This window comes from Streptomyces sp. NPDC006309, from assembly GCF_040613095.1.
GTDB lineage: Bacteria > Actinomycetota > Actinomycetes > Streptomycetales > Streptomycetaceae > Streptomyces.
Map to the genome: position 1 here is coordinate 1 of NZ_JBEXRO010000043.1, position 15596 is coordinate 15596.

The window sequence follows — 15596 nt, forward strand, 5'->3', positions numbered from 1 at the left end:
GATCGTCTGCGGCGCCCGCAACTTCTCCGTCGGCGACAAGGTCGTCGTGGTCCTTCCGGGCGCTGGCCTTGGCCACGCACCCCTCCCGTCGGCCGTACAGGGGCTCAGCGCAGGAACGGGTCCACCGCGACCGCCACGAACAGCAGGGACACATAGGTGATCGACCAGTGGAAGAGCCGCATCTCCTTCAGCTTGGCGCCCGGGACCTCGGCCTTCGCCCGGTTCTGGAGCGCGTGCGCCTCCCACAGCCACCAGCCGCCCGCGGCCAGCGCGACCGCCGTGTAGAACCAGCCGGTGTAGCCGAGCGGGGTGAGCAGCAGGGAAACGGCGACCATGACCCAGCTGTAGAGGACGATCTGCCGGGCGACGACCTTGTTGGAGGCGATGACCGGCAGCATGGGCACGCCCACGCGCGCGTAGTCGTCCTTGACCTTCATGGACAGCGGCCAGTAGTGCGGCGGAGTCCAGAAGAAGATCACCAGGAAGAGGATCAGCGGGGCCCAGGTGAGCGAGTCGGTCACGGCCGACCAGCCGATCAGCACCGGCATGCAGCCCGCGATGCCGCCCCACACGATGTTCTGGGACGTACGCCGCTTGAGGAGCATCGTGTAGACGACGACGTAGAAGAGGAGCGCGCCGAGGGACAGCCAGGCCGACAGCCAGTTGACGGTCAGGCCGAAGAGGAGGGTGGAGACGACCGCGAGGGTGACGCCGAAGGCCAGGCACTCGCGCGGGCTCACCATGCCGGTCACCAGCGGGCGCTGGGAGGTGCGGTCCATCAGGGCGTCGATGTCCCGGTCGATGTACATGTTCAGCGCGTTGGCGCCGCCCGCGGAGAGGTAGCCGCCCACGCAGGTCAGCAGGACCAGCTTCAGGTCGGGCACGCCCTGCTGGGCCAGGAACATCACCGGGACGGTGGTGATGAGCAGCAGCTCGATGATCCGTGGCTTGGTCAGCGCCACGAACGCCTTGACACGGGCCCCGAACGGCCGGTGAACCTGGCCCTGGCTCGCACCGAGCACACCCGGTGGACGGGATTCGACGGCCGTCACGCACACCCCTGACAGAGACATCCCAGCGAGCCTCCCCATGGGAAGCGGGGATGAGGGCTCGCGCGTACCACGCCACTTTAGACGTTGCCCATACCCCGGCCTTCGCGGGGGTGGGGTCGTGTTGACGGGGCCGTCGGCGGGACACGTCGGACGTGCGTACACAGGCTCGATTGAGCAGTCAGATGAGCGGCTCCGTATTCATGTGCCACCTGCCTTCCCGGCAGGTCGGGAGGCGGATCGCACCGAGTCCCGGCAGTCTGTAAACACTCGAAAAAACGCACGTCCCCACGGGGGTAGGCTCGACAACGGCCGGTGGGCGACAAGCACGCCGGCGGCCGGGTGGGCGTATGCCCCGACGACCGGCGACCGACATGTGGAGAGGAGCCCTGACCCAGGGTGAGCACCAAGCCGACCACCACAGACCTCGAGTGGACCGAGCTGGACCAGCGGGCCGTCGACACCGCCCGCGTCCTGGCCGCAGACGCCGTACAGAAGGTCGGCAACGGCCATCCCGGTACGGCGATGAGCCTGGCCCCGGCCGCGTACACGCTCTTCCAGAAGGTGATGCGGCACGACCCGGCCGACCCGGAGTGGGTCGGCCGCGACCGCTTCGTGCTGTCCGCCGGCCACTCGTCCCTGACCCTCTACACCCAGCTCTACCTGGCCGGCTTCGGCCTGGAGCTGGACGACCTGAAGTCCTTCCGGACCTGGGGCTCCAAGACCCCCGGTCACCCGGAGTACGGGCACACCAGGGGCGTGGAGACCACCACGGGCCCGCTGGGCCAGGGTGTCGCCAACGCGGTCGGCATGGCGATGGCCGCCCGGTACGAGCGCGGCCTGTTCGACCCGCAGGCACCCGCCGGCGAGTCCCCCTTCGACCACTTCATCTACTGCATCGCCGGTGACGGCTGCCTCCAGGAGGGCATCTCCGCAGAGGCGTCCTCGATGGCCGGGCACCAGAAGCTCGGCAACCTGGTCCTGCTGTGGGACGACAACCACATCTCGATCGAGGGCGACACCGAGACGGCCGTGTCCGAGGACACCGTGAAGCGGTACGAGGCCTACGGCTGGCACGTCCAGCGGGTCGCGGCGCAGGAGAACGGCGACCTGGACCCCAAGGCGATCTTCGCCGCGATCCAGGAGGCCAAGCGGGTCACCGACCGGCCGTCCTTCATCGCGATGCGCTCGATCATCGCCTGGCCGGCCCCGAACGCGCAGAACACCGAGGCCGCGCACGGCTCGGCCCTCGGCGAGGAGGAGGTCGCGGCCACCAAGCGCATCCTCGGTTTCGACCCGGAGCGGACGTTCGAGGTCGCCGACGAGGTCCTCGCCCACACCCGCGAGGCGCTCGACCGGGGCCGGCAGGCCAGGGCCGAGTGGGAGAAGTCGTTCCAGGAGTGGCGCGACGGCAACGCCGAGCGCGCCGCCGAGTTCGACCGGATCGCCAAGGGCGAGCTGCCCACCGGCTGGGAGGAGAAGCTCCCGGTCTTCGAGCCCGGCAAGGCCATCGCGACGCGTGCCGCGTCCGGCAAGGTGCTCCAGGCGCTCGGCGCGGTGATCCCCGAGCTGTGGGGCGGCTCCGCCGACCTCGCCGGGTCGAACAACACCACGATCGACAAGGACAGCTCGTTCCTGCCCGAGGGCAACCCGCTGCCCGAGGCCAATCCGTACGGCCGCACGATCCACTTCGGCATCCGCGAGCACTCCATGGGCGCGGAGCTGAACGGCATCACGCTGCACGGCAACACGCGCGTCTACGGCGGCACCTTCCTGGTGTTCTCCGACTACATGCGCAACGCGGTCCGCCTGTCGGCGCTCATGCACCTGCCGGTGACGTTCGTGTGGACGCACGACTCCATCGGTCTCGGCGAGGACGGCCCGACCCACCAGCCGGTCGAGCACCTGGCCTCGCTGCGCGCGATCCCGGGCCTGAACATCGTCCGCCCGGCGGACGCCAACGAGACCGCGATCGCCTGGCGCGAGATCCTCCGGCGCTGGACCAAGGAGTTCGGCAAGGGCCAGCCGCACGGCCTCGCGCTGACCCGGCAGGGTGTGCCGGCCTACGAGCCCAACGAGGACGCCGCCCGCGGCGGCTACGTCCTGTTCGAGGCCGACGGCGGCGAGGCGCAGGTCATCCTGATCGCCACCGGTTCCGAGGTGCATGTGGCGGTGGAGGCGCGTGAGCAGCTCCAGGCCGACGGCGTTCCCACCCGGGTCGTGTCGATGCCGTCGGTGGAGTGGTTCGAGCAGCAGGACGAGGGGTACCGGGAGTCCGTGCTGCCGCCGTCCGTGAAGGCCCGGGTCGCCGTGGAGGCGGGCGTCGGACTGACCTGGCACAAGTACGTCGGGGACGCCGGCCGCATCGTCTCCCTGGAGCACTTCGGTGCTTCCGCCGACGCAAAGGTGCTCTTCCGCGAGTTCGGTTTCACGGCCGAGAACGTGGCCGCCAAGGCGCGGGAATCCCTCGCCGCCGCCCAGCGCTGACGCTCACATACGACACGTAGGAGATGTAATTCCATGACAGACGCACTCAAGCGCCTCTCCGAAGAAGGCGTCGCGATCTGGCTGGACGACCTGTCGCGCAAGCGGATCACGTCCGGCAACCTCGCCGAGCTGATCGACCAGCAGCACGTCGTCGGCGTCACCACCAACCCGACGATCTTCCAGAAGGCGATCTCGCAGGGCGACGGCTACGACCAGCAGCTGTCGGACCTCGCCGCCCGCAAGGTCACGGTCGAAGAGGCCATCCGCATGATCACCACGGCGGACGTCCGCGACGCCGCCGACATCCTGCGCCCGGTCTTCGACGCCACCGGCGGCCAGGACGGCCGGGTCTCCATCGAGGTCGACCCCCGGCTGGCCCACAACGAGCACGCGACCGTCGCCGAGGCCAAGCAGCTGGCCTGGCTGGTCGACCGCCCGAACACCCTCATCAAGATCCCGGCCACCCTGGCGGGCGTCCCGGCCATCAGCGAGGTCATCGGCCGCGGCATCAGCGTCAACGTCACGCTGATCTTCTCGCTGGAGCGCTACCGCGAGGTCATGGACGCCTACCTCTCCGGCCTGGAGAAGGCCAAGGAGAGCGGCCTGGACCTGTCGGAGATCCACTCCGTGGCGTCCTTCTTCGTGTCCCGCGTGGACACCGAGATCGACAAGCGCCTGGACGAGATCGGCACCGACGAGGCCAAGGGGCTGCGCGGCAAGGCGGCCCTCGCCAACGCGCGCCTCGCCTACCAGGCGTACGAGGAGGTCTTCTCCTCCGACCGCTGGAGCGCGCTGGAGAACGCGGGCGCCAACAAGCAGCGTCCGCTGTGGGCGTCGACCGGCGTGAAGGACCCGGCGTACCCGGACACCCTGTACGTCACCGAGCTGGTCGCGCCGAACACGGTCAACACCATGCCGGAGGCCACGCTGGAGGCCACCGAGGACCACGGCGAGATCGGCGGCAACACCGTCGCCGGCACCTACGAGCAGGCGCGCGCGGACCTCGACGCGCTGGAGAGGCTCGGCATCGCCTACGACGACGTCGTACGCGTACTGGAGGAGGAGGGCGTCGAGAAGTTCGAGGCGTCCTGGAACGACCTGCTGAAGTCGACCCAGGCGGAGCTCGAGCGCCTTGCCCCCTCGGAGGGCTGAGTTGTCACCCGTTTCCGGTTCCGGAGCGAACCCGCTTCGTGACCCGGCCGACCGGCGGCTCCCGCGTATCGCGGGGCCGTCGGGCCTGGTCATCTTCGGCGTCACGGGCGACCTGTCGCGCAAGAAGCTGATGCCCGCGGTGTACGACCTCGCCAACCGGGGTCTGCTGCCGCCGGGCTTCTCGCTGGTGGGCTTCGCCCGCCGCGACTGGGAGCACGAGGACTTCGCCCAGGTCGTGCACGACGCGGTCAAGGAGCACTCGCGCACCCCGTTCCGTGAGGAGGTCTGGCAGCAGCTCATCCAGGGGATGCGCTTCGTCCAGGGCACCTTCGACGACGACGAGGCCTTCGAGCGGCTGCGCGCCACCATCGAGGAGCTGGACAAGGCACAGGGCACGGGCGGCAACTTCGCCTTCTACCTGTCGGTGCCGCCCCGTTCCTTCCCGGTGGTCATCCAGCAGCTGAAGAAGCACGGCCTGGCCGACCAGTCGGGCGGTTCCTGGCGGCGCGCGGTCATCGAGAAGCCCTTCGGGCACGACCTGAGGTCGGCCGAGGAGCTGAACAAGGTCGTCCACGAGGTGTTCGAGCCGGACCAGGTGTTCCGGATCGACCACTACCTCGGCAAGGAGACCGTCCAGAACATCCTGGCGCTGCGGTTCGCCAACACGATGTTCGAGCCGATCTGGAACCGGTCCTTCGTGGACCACGTGCAGATCACCATGGCCGAGGACATCGGCATCGGCGGCCGGGCCGGCTACTACGACGGCATCGGCGCCGCCCGCGACGTCATCCAGAACCACCTCCTCCAGCTGCTCGCGCTGACCGCGATGGAGGAGCCCGCCTCCTTCGGCGCGGACGCGCTGGCCGCGGAGAAGACCAAGGTGCTCGGTGCCGTACGGCTGGAGAAGGACCTGGGCCTCAGCACCGTGCGCGGGCAGTACGCGGCCGGCTGGCAGGGCGGCCAGAAGGTCATCGGCTACCTCGAAGAGGACGGCATCGACGCCAAGTCGAAGACCGACACGTACGCGGCGGTCAAGCTGGGCATCGACAACCGCCGCTGGGCGGGCGTCCCCTTCTACCTGCGCACCGGCAAGCGGCTCGGCCGTCGCGTCACGGAGATCGCGGTCGTCTTCCAGCGGGCCCCGCACTCCCCCTTCGACCACACGGCGACGGAGGAGCTGGGCTCGAACGCGATCGTCATCCGCGTCCAGCCCGACGAGGGCATCACGGTCCGGTTCGGCTCGAAGGTGCCGGGCACCTCGATGGAGATCCGGGACGTGTCCATGGACTTCGCCTACGGCGAGTCGTTCACGGAGTCGAGCCCGGAGGCGTACGAGCGGCTGATCCTGGACGTACTGCTCGGCGACGCCAACCTCTTCCCGCGCACGGAGGAGGTCGAGCTGTCCTGGAAGATCCTCGATCCGATCGAGGAGTACTGGGACGAGCACGGCAGGCCCGCGCAGTACAGGTCGGGGACCTGGGGCCCCGCCGAGGCGGACGAGATGCTCGCACGAGACGGACGGAGCTGGCGCCGGCCATGAAGATAGACCTGACCGACACCACCGCCGGAGAGATCAACAAGGCGCTCGTCAAGGGCCGCCGCGCCATCGGCACCCCCGCCGTCGGCATGGTCCTCACCCTCGTCATCGTCACCGACGAGGAGAACGCCTACGACGCCCTGAAGGCCGCCAACGACGCCTCGCGCGAGCACCCCTCGCGCACGCTGGTGGTCATCAAGCGGGTGTCCCGCGGACCCCGCGACCGTACGTCCTCGCGTCTGGACGCCGAGGTACGGGTGGGCGTGGAGGCGGGCACCGGCGAGACGGTCGTCCTGCGGCTGTACGGCGAGGTCGCCGACCACGCCGACTCCGTCGTCCTGCCGCTGCTGCTGCCGGACGCCCCGGTGGTCGTGTGGTGGCCGGTGACCGCCCCGCTGGACCCGGCGAAGGACCCGCTGGGCGCGCTGGCCCAGCGCCGGGTCACCGACACCTACGCCGCCGAGCATCCGGTGCGGGAGCTGTCGGCCCGCGCCGACGCCTACGAGCCCGGCGACACCGACCTGTCCTGGACCCGGATCACGCCGTGGCGCTCGATGCTGGCGGCCGCCCTGGACCAGGTCACCTGCCGGGTGACGGCCGTCGAGGTGGAGGGCGAGGAGTTCAACCCGAGCTGCGAGCTGCTGGCGATGTGGCTCGCGGACCGGCTGGACGTGCCCGTGCGGCGGTCGCTGTCGTCCGGTCCCGGTCTGACGGCGGTCCGCATGGACACCAGTCAGGGGCCGATCGTGCTGGACCGGGCCGACGGTTCCCTGGCCACGCTGACCATCGAGGGCCAGCCGGCCCGCGCGGTGGCGCTCAAGCGGCGGGACACCGCCGAGCTGATCGCGGAGGAGCTGCGCCGGCTGGACCCGGACGACACCTACGCGTCGGCGCTGCGCTACGGCGTGGAACGGCTGACGACGGTTCCGGAGCAGCAGCCGGCGGCCGACGCGCCCGTGGCCGAGCCGGAGCCGGTCGAGGAGGCGGCGAAGGCGCCCGCGAAGAAGGCGGCGGCCAAGACCGCGAAGAAGGCGCCGTCGAGGAAGGCGGCGGCGAAGTGAACACACCGCAGCTGGTCGTCCACCGCGACAAGGAGCTGATGGCGCAGGCCGCCGCGGCCCGTCTGATCACGAAGATCGTGGACGCGCAGGCCTCCCGGGGCGCCGCGTCCGTGGTCCTCACGGGCGGCCGCAACGGCAACGGCCTGCTGGCCGCGCTGGCGGCGGCGCCCGCCCGGGACGCCGTCGACTGGGGACGCCTCGACCTGTGGTGGGGCGACGAGCGGTTCCTCCCCGAGGGCGATCCCGAGCGCAACGTCACGCAGGCCCGCGAGGCCCTGCTGGACTCGGTGCCGCTGGACCCGGAGCGCGTGCACGCCATGCCCGCCTCCGACGGCCCGTACGGTTCGGACGCCGAGGCGGCGGCCGAGGCGTACGCGGCGGAGCTGGCGAAGGCGGCCGGCCCCGAGGACCACGGCGCGGTGCCGTCCTTCGACGTCCTCGTGCTGGGCGTCGGCCCGGACACCCATGTGGCCTCGCTCTTCCCGGAGCTGCCGGCCGTACGGGAGACCGAGCGCACGGTGGTCGGCGTGCACGGCGCGCCCAAGCCCCCGCCGACCCGGATCTCCCTGACGCTCCCGGCGATCCGCTCGGCCCGCGAGGTGTGGCTCCTCGCGGCCGGCGAGGACAAGGCGGAGGCCGTGGCGATCGCGCTGTCGGGCGCGGGCGAGGTGCAGGCACCGGCGGCGGGCGCGCACGGCCGGTCCCGCACGCTGTGGCTGCTGGACACCGCGGCGGCGTCGCAGTTGCCGCGGTCGCTGTATCCACCGGCCTCGCCGTGAGGATGTGACGCTCCACCGGGGCGGCGGGGACTCTCCCGCCGCCCCGCTGCTGTTCCGCCGTCCCGCCGTCCTGCCGTCCCGGTGTCCCGGTGTCCCGGTGTCCGGAACCCGTCGGAAGCCGTCGGCGCCCGGGGGGGCGCGGCGTGCCGGACGGGCCGGGGCCCGTCGCCACGCTCCGTGACCGTCCTTCCGCCGTCCGGGTGGTCCGGCCCCCGGGGCGCGGGTGGCCCACCGCTCCCGGGACGTACGCTCCGCTGGTAACCGTCCTCAGAAGCAAGGGAGTTGATGGTGCCGACAGCAGTGGTGGTCGGTGCGGGGCCAGGGATCGGGAAGTCCGTCGCCGACCGGTTCGCGCGGGCGGGCTTCTCGGTCGCGGTGATCGCGCGCCGCAAGGAGACCGTGACCCACGTGGCCGCGGAGATCGGAAGCGGTGGCCGGAAGGTCCTGGCGCTCACCGCCGACAGCACGGACGAGACGGCGCTGCACTCCGCGCTGGACCGGGCCGCGGAGGAACTCGGGCCGATCGACGCGGCCGTCTACAACGCGGCCCTGATCCGCCGGGACGCCCCGGGTGAACTCGACGCGCGGGGGCAGCTGGACGCCTGGGCCGTCAACGTGGTCGGCGCGCTGAGCACCGCCGTCCGCGTGGCTCCGGGCATGGCCGCCCGGGGGCACGGCTCGATCCTGGTCACCGGCGGTATGCCCCGTCCCGATCCGGGGTACGTCAGTCTCGGCCTCGGCAAATACGGGCTTCGCACCCTGGTCAGCCTGCTCGATGCGGAGTACGGTCCGGCAGGTGTCCACGTGGCCTCGGTGACCGTGCCCGGCGCGGTCGCCCCCGGCACCGCCTTCGACCCCGACGACATCGCCGAGCACTACTGGCGACTGCACAACCAGCCCCGGGACGCCTGGGAGCACGAGGTCGTGCACGGCGGCGTTCCCGCGACGTAGCGCGGCGGCCGTCTGCACCGGCACGCCATGACGTCAAGACCGCCTTTCCGGCCGACCTGTCACGGCGTGCCGGTACCCGGCGGCACACCCGGCCGGAACCGGCCCACGCGGCTCGATCTCCTCACTCACCACAGGCGTATCGTCGCCGGCCCGCGGCCTGCGGTGTTCCGCCACATGAATTCTCCATTAACTACCCTGCGCACAGGGCGGATCCCCGCCCGGCCGACAGGGGGTACGCAGCGTCAGTGTTTGCGGCTTTGACCATGGCGTGAACGTCACTGCCAGCCCGGCGGGGCGCTGGCACAGAATGTCACGCGGTACTGCTCCTACCCGTTTGCATGGCATCAGGAAAGGAGTTTTCATGCCCCGCTTACGACGAGGCGTAGGCATACCCGGGTCGGTTCCGGCAGGACACCGGTCATGAAGACCGGGCTGATCGACTCACGGGGGCCGGTGCGCGTTCTGCGCACACAGGAGTCGCGGCTGCGGCACAGCTTCCACAGCTGGGGGGACATGGTGGCCGACGCGTGCGGGCCACTGCACGTCTACCGGACGGAGCCCGGTGACTTCCACGGGGCCATCGCCTCCGGCACGTTCGGCACCGTCCAGCTCGCCGCGGTCCAGGCCGGTCCGCACTCCGTCGAGCGCACCGCACGCCTGGCCGGCAAGGCCACCTTCACCCCGCTCTACCTCACCTGCGTCCTGGACGGCGAGGTCCGGCTCAGCCAGGGCGAACGCACGGCCGTCGCCCGGACCGGCAACCTGTTCTCCTACGACAGTTCCCGCCCCTTCCGCATGTCCATGCGGCACCCCATCCACATGGTGAGCGTGAAGTTCGACCACCGTCTGGTGGACCTCAGGGCCGGGCTCGAACACCCCCTGGGGGCGGCCGTCTGGTGCGGCGCCAAGGGGGCGAGCGTGCTGCTCGCCGGTCTGCTGCGCAGCGCGGTCCCGCACATGACCGAGTTCGACACCGCGGTCGCCGACCAGTTGGGCAGCAGCGTCGCCAGCCTGGTCACCGCCGTGTGCGCGGAGAAGCTGGGCACCGTGGGCCGGGATCCCGCCGCGGCCCGCCAGGCGCTGCTGCACCGCGTCAAGACGTTCGCGCGCGCCCGCCTGAGCTGTCCCGAACTGAGCCCCGGCCTGCTGGCCAGGAGCCACAACATCTCGCTGCGCTACCTCCAGCTCCTCTTCCAGGAGGAGAACACCAGCCCCGCCCTGTGGATCCGCAACGAGCGGCTGGCACGATGCCGGGACGACCTGGCCGATCCGCGCACCGCGCATCTGACGGTCGCAGGCGTCGCCGAGCGCTGGGGACTGGACAGCGCGTCGCACTTCAGCAAGCTCTTCCGGGAGCGCTACGGCCTGACGCCCCGCGAGTGGCGCAGGCAGTCCCTGCCGTCGCGCGCCTAGTTCCTCCGGGTCGCCTCCCCGCGTCCCCGCATCCCGGGCGCGGTGGTCCGCCGTGGCCGCCGCGCCCGCCCGTGCGCGAATCCGTCAACGCGTATGCGTGCACACGCCAGGGACGGTGTCCGGAAGTCAGAAGAATGAGGCGTGCTTTCGCACGGTGCGCATTCCGTTTCTTCACGCAGCGCGGCCGATTCGCACCGGCCGATTCCATCGACTGTTGCCGGAAGAAGGGCAGAAGTCGCCCGCACCATGGAACGGGGGTTCCGTACATGCCGATTCCGACGAGAATGGGAATAGTCGGAGGGGGTGCGTCCGCGGTCTGCCTCCTCGACGCCCTCAGCCGGCACGAGGAAGTTCCGCGGTCCGTCACCGTGTTCGATCCGTCCGCGCACCTGTGGCGCGGACGCGCCTATCAGCCGGATTCGGCCGTCCTGCGGGTGAACGCCCCGCCCGAGGACATGACCGTGCGCGCCGGCGATCCGGCCCACTTCGCCCGCTGGCTGAAAGCGCGCGAGGTCGTCCTGGGCCCGCGCACGGACCACGTGGACGCGCGGTCGGGCATCCCGTTCCCGCCGCGTGCCCTCTACGGCGACTATCTGGAGCAGTGCGCCCGCAGCGCGCTGACCCGGCTCGCGGCCCTGGGCAGCCGGATCCGGCTGGTGCGCGAGGCCGTCACCGAGCTGGTCCGCGAGGACGGCTCCCTCCGCGCGTACACCGCGGACCGGGCCGCCTTCGCCCTGGACCACGCCGTGCTGTGCGTCGGCACCGGGGCGCCGGCCGACCCGCACGGTCTCGCCGGCGCCCCGGGTTTCGTCGCCGATCCCTACCCGGTGGTGCGGCAGCTGGCCGGCATCGGCGAGCGGGACCGGGTGGTCGTGCTGGGCAGCGGGCTGACCGCCGTGGACGTCGTCCTGTCCCTCACCGCCGCCGGGCACACCGGGGAGGTCGTCCTGGCCTCCCGGCGGGGTGTGCTGCCCGGCATCCGGCAGCGCCCGGTGGAGCACGAGCTGCGGTTCTTCACCGCGGCGCACTTCCGCACGATGGCGGCGCGGGGCGAACGGCTGTCCCTGGACGGGGCCGTCGCCCTCATGCGGGCCGAGCTGTCGGCCGCCGGCTCCCGGTTCGACACGGTCGCGCGGGAGATCGCCGCGGGCGGCGCCGAGGAGCCCGTCGCCCGGCTGCGCCGGCAGCTCGGCATGGTCGACGACCCCGACCCGGGGCTGCGCATCCTTCAGCGCGCCGTCCCGGACACCGGGCCGGACGTGTGGCCGCTCCTCCCCGAGCAGGACCGGACGCGGCTGCTGCGCGACCACTACCGGACGATCATGAGCCTGTGCTGCCCCATGCCGTCGGCCAGCGCCGCGACGCTGCTGCGGCAGGCGGAGAGCGGGCGGCTCCACGTCCTGCGCGGGCTGGAACGGATCGACCCCGGCCCCGCGGGGGGCTTCCGGGTGCGGGGCGGGGACGGCGTCCGGCACGCCGACGTCGTCGTCAACGCGGTGAGCCCGCCCGCGCACCGCATCCCGCCGGCCGCCGCCGCACTGATCGACTCGCTCACCGGGCAGGGGCTGGCGTCGCGGCATCCGCGCGGCGGACTCGCCGTCGCCCGGGCCACCAGCGGTCTGCGCACCGGTGGCGGGACCGACCGGCGGGTCTACGCCCTGGGCGACCTCGCCGCCGGATCGCTGTTCTTCACCTTCGGGGTGCCCTCCCTGGTGGACCGCGCCGTCGACATCGCCGCCGCCGTCCGCCGGGACGCGGCCCGCAGCACCGTCGGGTCCGCGGACTCCATGCAGCCCGTGTGAGCGTGCGGTCCGGCGGCACACGGCCGCCGGACCGTGCCCCGGCCCGCCCGGGCCGGGTGATCACTGACGATTCGAGGAGTTACCTGATGAGTGACACCGCAACGCGTGCACGGGCGAGTTACCTCGCGGACACCCACACCGGGCTGCCGCTGCCCACGGAGCCGGTCTTCGACTCCGTGGAGGACGACCGCAGGCACCGCAAGCAGCGCCTGACCGCCGCCCTGCGGCTGTTCGGCAAGTACGGCTACGGCGAGGGGATCTCGGGGCACATCTCGGTGCGCGACCCCGAGGACGCGGACCGGTTCTGGGTGAACCCGTTCGGTGTCCCGTTCAGCCGGGTGAAAGTCCGCGACCTGATCCTGGTGGACTCCGAGGGCCGGGTGGTCGAGGGACACCACCGCGTGAACCCCAGCGCGTTCGTGATCCACTCCGCCATCCACGGGGCCAGTCCGGACGCCACCGCCGCGGCCCACGGGCACACCCCGCACTCACGGGCGCTCGGCGCGCTCGGCCGGCTGCTGGAGCCCCTCGACCAGGAGTCCGCCGCCTTCTACCAGGACCAGGTCCTCTACAACGACTACGAGGGCCCGTCCATCAGCCTGGCGCAGGGTGAGGACATCGCCGCCCGGCTGGGCGGCCACCGGGCGATCCTGCTGCGCCACCACGGGCTGATCACCGTAGGCGGGTCGGTGGACGAGGCGGTGCACTGGTTCTTCACCTACGAGGCCGCCGCCCAGGTGCAACTGCTGGCGGCGGCGGCCGGGCAGCCGGAGCCCATGAGCCACGAGCAGGCGCTGGCGGCCCGCGACGGGTTCGGGGACCGGCACCTGGGCTGGTTCAGCTTCCAGCTGCTGTGGGAGGAGATCGTCCACGAGCAGCCCGACCTGCTTGAGGAGTGAGCGCGCGGCACCACCGCCGGTGAGCACCGCGCGGAAGAGGCCGCCCCCCGCGCGGGGGGCGGCCTCGTGCCGTGCCGGGCCCCGCCGTCGGGGTCCGGTACCGGACTTCAGCCCGCGGACCGTCCGGCCGACTCCGCCGGCCGCTCGCCGAGGACCGCCGTGGGCTGCGCGGCCGGGGCCGCGCCGGTGCGCCGGCGGCCGGCCAGTGCCGCGAGCGGCACCGCGAGGGCCGACACGGCGGCGATGACGATGATCACCCAGGTGCCCTGGTGGTAGCCGGAGAGCAGGGCGGGCCGGTCGCTGACGTCGTCCTCGTTGCCCATCCGCACGGTCACCACGGCGAGCACCACCGCGGCGCCCACCTGGTACCCGGTCTGGAGGATGCCCGCGGCGAGGCCCTGTTCGGACTCGTCGACCCCGTTGGTGGCCTGCACGTTGGCAGCGGTGAAGGCGAACGGGAAGCCGGTGCCGATCAGCACCATGCTGGGCAGGATCATCGCCCAGTACGAGGAGCCCTCCCCGACCCGCAGGAAGAGCAGGAAGGCGACGGCGTAGGCGAACATGCCGCCGAAGATCGGCCGGCGCAGCCCGGTGCGGCCGAGCCAGTTGCCGGCGCGCGGCGCGAAGGTGAGGATCATCAGGCCGATCGGCAGGAAGGCGAAGGCCATCCTCAGCGGGGACCAGCCGCGGTAGGTCTGGAGGTAGAGGCTGCCGACGAACTGGTAGCTCATGTAGGTGCCGAGGATGGCGGCGGCGATCAGGCTGGCTCCGACCAGCGACTTGTTGCGCAGCAGGCCGAGGCGGAGCAGCGGCTGCGGGGAGCGCGACTCGATGACCGCGAAGGCGGCGAGCAGCACGGCCGCGACCGCGAGGACGCCCAGGGTGCGGCCGGAGAGCCAGCCCTCGGCGGGGGCCTGCACGATGCCGTAGACCAGCAGCAGCATGGCGGCGGTGACGGTGATCGCGCCGCCGGCGTCGTAGTGGCGCTTGGTGCCGTCGTGCGCGGGGTCCCTGGGGACCAGCACCAGGGCGCCGATCAGGGCCGCCACGGCGACCGGTACGGAGAGCGCGAAGGTCCAGCGCCAGCTGGCCTGGGTGAGGGCGCCGCCGACGACGACGCCGATGGAGTATCCGACGGCGCCGCAGGCCGTGTAGATGCCGAGGGCGCGGTTGCGCTGCGGTCCCTCGGGGAAGTTGCCGACCACGATGGACAGGGCGGAGGGCGCGGTCAGCGCGGCGCCGATGCCCATCACCAGCCGGCCGACGATCACCACGAAGCCGCTGGTCGCCAGGGAGCCGGCCAGCGAACCGGCCGCGAGGACGGTGAGGCCGGTCAGGAACACGCGCCGCCGGCCGAGCAGGTCGGCCATGCGCCCGCCGAGCAGCAGGAAGCCGCCGAAGCCGAGGACGTAGGCGCTCACCACCCATTGCGCGGCGGACGTGCTCATGTCGAACTCGTCCTTGATCTGGGGGGTGGCGATGCCCACCATGATGTTGTCGAGGGCGTCGAGCGAGAAGGCGCCGCACACCACCACGAGCATCAGCCATTCGCGCAGGCCCCAGCGCACGGGCGGCTGCGCGCCCGCGCCGGGTGAGGCGCCGTCCGCCGGGACGTCGTCCGCGATAGCCATGAACCGGATCTCCTTCGGGATTGAACGCCGTCCCGCCGCCGCCCGCCCGGGGGAGGGTGGGCGGGGAGGCGGGTGGACCATAGAGTCGACGCAGGACGAAGTGGCCGCGCGCCCGTCCGTACCGGGGGGAGCGGGCGGCACGACTTCTGTACTAACCTCTACACATGAAGCTAACGATCGGCTGATCCGCCGTCAAGGAGGGCAAGTGGCCCGCACCGGACGCCCCCGCGCCTTCGATCGCGACGCGGCACTGCACACGGCCATGCTGGTCTTCTGGGAGCGTGGTTACGCCACCACGTCGACCACCGACCTCAGTGCCGCCATGGGCATCAACCCGCCCAGCCTGTATGCCGCCTTCAAGAACAAGGAACAGCTGTTCCGGGAGGCCATCGGGCTCTACGAACGCACCGAGTCCGAGGCCTCGCGCCGGGAGATGGACGCCGCGCCCACCGTCCGCGACGCCGTCGCGGCGCTGCTGCACACGAGCGTCGACCGGTTCACCGCGCAGGACAAGCCGCGCGGCTGCATGATCGTGCTCGCCGCCACCAACTGCACCGAGGACCACGAGTCGGTCCGCGACTTCGCCCTGCGCTGCCGTGCCCGCACCAAGGACATGATCAGGGAGCGCCTCGACGCCGCCAGGGACGCGGGCGAACTCGCCCCCGGCACGGACACGGACCGGATCGCCGCCTTCTACGCCACCTTCCTCAACGGACTGTCGGTCCAGGCGCGCGACGGGGCGGATCGCGCGCAGCTGCACGGCCTGGTGGAGATGGCGATGTCCGCCTGGAACGCCCCGGCCGGTCCCCTCGTCGGCGCCTCGCCGGCCGCCTGA

The 15596-nt window shown here is 71.9% G+C and carries 12 protein-coding genes; 10 read left to right on the forward strand and 2 right to left on the reverse strand.

Annotation, left to right across the window (positions count from 1 at the left end; all coding sequences use genetic code 11):
* Positions 1-104: 104 nt before the first annotated feature.
* Complete coding sequence (locus tag ABZ117_RS32870; protein ID WP_356826273.1) at positions 105-1058, reverse strand: heme o synthase; 954 nt, start codon at positions 1056-1058, stop codon at positions 105-107.
* Between the two features lie 390 nt (positions 1059-1448).
* Between ABZ117_RS32870 and tkt the strand changes: the two genes are divergently transcribed.
* The 9 genes from tkt (at position 1449) to ABZ117_RS32915 (ending at position 13130) form a co-directional block, all read left to right on the forward strand.
* Positions 1449-3536 carry a transketolase gene (gene tkt, locus ABZ117_RS32875; protein ID WP_356826217.1) on the forward strand — a complete coding sequence of 696 codons (2088 nt, stop codon included), beginning with the start codon at positions 1449-1451 and terminating at the stop codon, positions 3534-3536.
* A 33-nt stretch (positions 3537-3569) separates the two neighbouring features.
* Positions 3570-4688 carry a transaldolase gene (tal, locus tag ABZ117_RS32880; protein ID WP_356826219.1) on the forward strand — a complete coding sequence of 373 codons (1119 nt, stop codon included), beginning with the start codon at positions 3570-3572 and terminating at the stop codon, positions 4686-4688.
* A 1-nt stretch (position 4689) separates the two neighbouring features.
* Positions 4690-6228: a glucose-6-phosphate dehydrogenase gene (gene zwf / locus ABZ117_RS32885; protein WP_356826221.1), complete on the forward strand. Its 1539-nt coding sequence runs from the start codon at positions 4690-4692 to the stop codon at positions 6226-6228.
* A complete protein-coding gene (opcA, locus tag ABZ117_RS32890) occupies positions 6225-7286 on the forward strand; it encodes a glucose-6-phosphate dehydrogenase assembly protein OpcA (protein ID WP_356826223.1) in 1062 nt (353 codons plus the stop codon). Before zwf ends, opcA begins: the two co-directional genes overlap by 4 nt.
* On the forward strand, positions 7283-8065 hold the full coding sequence (gene pgl, locus ABZ117_RS32895) for a 6-phosphogluconolactonase (protein WP_356826225.1): 783 nt from the start codon (positions 7283-7285) through the stop codon (positions 8063-8065). Before opcA ends, pgl begins: the two co-directional genes overlap by 4 nt.
* A 285-nt stretch (positions 8066-8350) precedes the next feature.
* Positions 8351-9016 carry an SDR family NAD(P)-dependent oxidoreductase gene (locus tag ABZ117_RS32900; RefSeq protein WP_356826227.1) on the forward strand — a complete coding sequence of 222 codons (666 nt, stop codon included), beginning with the start codon at positions 8351-8353 and terminating at the stop codon, positions 9014-9016.
* Positions 9017-9436: 420 nt separating this feature from the next.
* Entirely contained in the window at positions 9437-10429 is a 993-nt protein-coding gene (locus tag ABZ117_RS32905; protein ID WP_356826229.1) for a helix-turn-helix domain-containing protein, read from the forward strand.
* A 284-nt stretch (positions 10430-10713) separates the two neighbouring features.
* Positions 10714-12231, forward strand: coding sequence for an FAD/NAD(P)-binding protein (locus ABZ117_RS32910; protein WP_356826231.1), 1518 nt, complete (start codon positions 10714-10716; stop codon positions 12229-12231).
* 86 nt (positions 12232-12317) lie between these two features.
* Positions 12318-13130 (forward strand): class II aldolase/adducin family protein, encoded by an 813-nt coding sequence (locus ABZ117_RS32915; protein WP_356826233.1) that lies wholly within the window; start codon positions 12318-12320, stop codon positions 13128-13130.
* Positions 13131-13237: 107 nt separating this feature from the next.
* Here ABZ117_RS32915 and ABZ117_RS32920 read toward each other — a convergent pair whose 3' ends face one another.
* Positions 13238-14761, reverse strand: a complete 1524-nt coding sequence (locus ABZ117_RS32920; RefSeq protein ID WP_356826235.1) for an MFS transporter — start codon at positions 14759-14761, stop codon at positions 13238-13240.
* A gap of 205 nt (positions 14762-14966) precedes the next feature.
* Here ABZ117_RS32920 and ABZ117_RS32925 point away from each other — a divergent pair, with 205 nt between their 5' ends.
* Positions 14967-15596, forward strand: coding sequence for a TetR/AcrR family transcriptional regulator (locus tag ABZ117_RS32925; RefSeq protein WP_356826237.1), 630 nt, complete (start codon positions 14967-14969; stop codon positions 15594-15596).

What these genes read in the sequence shown, in the direction of transcription:
- ABZ117_RS32915 (WP_356826233.1), top strand. Translation starts at nt 12,318, where the DNA reads ATGAGTGACACCGCAACGCGTGCACGGGCGAGTTACCTCGCGGACACC.
- ABZ117_RS32910 (WP_356826231.1), top strand. Translation starts at nt 10,714, where the DNA reads ATGGGAATAGTCGGAGGGGGTGCGTCCGCGGTCTGCCTCCTCGACGCC.
- tal (WP_356826219.1), top strand. Translation starts at nt 3,570, where the DNA reads ATGACAGACGCACTCAAGCGCCTCTCCGAAGAAGGCGTCGCGATCTGG.
- ABZ117_RS32920 (WP_356826235.1), bottom strand. Translation starts at nt 14,761, where the DNA reads ATGGCTATCGCGGACGACGTCCCGGCGGACGGCGCCTCACCCGGCGCG.
- ABZ117_RS32905 (WP_356826229.1), top strand. Translation starts at nt 9,437, where the DNA reads ATGAAGACCGGGCTGATCGACTCACGGGGGCCGGTGCGCGTTCTGCGC.
- ABZ117_RS32900 (WP_356826227.1), top strand. Translation starts at nt 8,351, where the DNA reads ATGGTGCCGACAGCAGTGGTGGTCGGTGCGGGGCCAGGGATCGGGAAG.
- opcA (WP_356826223.1), top strand. Translation starts at nt 6,225, where the DNA reads ATGAAGATAGACCTGACCGACACCACCGCCGGAGAGATCAACAAGGCG.